Genomic DNA, 846 nt, shown 5'->3' on the forward strand with positions numbered 1-846 from the left:
CGACCTGCCGTCCCTGGGCAGCCCGCTGAACCTGGCCTACCTGATTTACACCTCAGGCTCCACTGGCAAGCCCAAGGGCGCGGGCAACAGCCACCTGGCACTGATCAACCGTTTGCACTGGATGCAAAACGCCTACGGCCTTACGCCCACGGACCGGGTACTGCAAAAAACCCCGTTCAGCTTTGATGTGTCGGTGTGGGAGTTCTTCTGGCCCTTGCTCAGCGGTGCCGCGCTGGTGGTCGCCCCACCTGGGGCTCACCGCGACCCATTGGCGCTGCGCCAGGTGATCGTCGAGGGCGAGGTAAGCGTCTTGCACTTTGTGCCCTCAATGTTGCAGGCCTTCGTGGCCTCCGGCGAACTGGCGCAGTGCCCCTCGCTAAAGCAGGTGATGTGCAGCGGCGAAGCCTTGCCCTACGCGCTGCAACAGCAGTTCCGTCAGCGCCATGGCGCGCGGCTGCATAACCTGTACGGCCCCACCGAAGCGGCCATCGATGTGAGCTACTGGGCCTGCAACGAGGACAATGACCGCCACCAGGTGCCGATTGGCCGGCCCATCGACAACCTGCGGCTGTACATCCTCGATCAGTGCCTGGAGCCGGTGCCCCAAGGCGTTGCCGGTGAGCTGTACATCGGTGGCGTGGGCCTGGCTCGCGGCTACCACCGCCGGGCAGGGTTGACCGCCGAGCGCTTCGTGGCCGACCCGTTCGGTAAGGGCGAGCGCTTGTACCGCACAGGCGACCTGGCCCGTTGGCGAGTGGACGGCGCCATCGAATACGTGGGGCGTATCGACCATCAGGTGAAGGTCCGTGGCCTGCGCATCGAACTGGGGGAAATCGAAGCCTGCCT

1 protein-coding gene is annotated in these 846 nt (G+C 65.1%); it reads left to right on the forward strand.

Annotated elements, in window-relative coordinates:
- Positions 1 to 846 (forward strand): amino acid adenylation domain-containing protein (locus ACWKV4_RS20585; RefSeq protein ID WP_483839557.1); only part of this gene is annotated, 846 nt, incomplete at both ends.

Source organism: Pseudomonas artemisiae, from assembly GCF_057128685.1.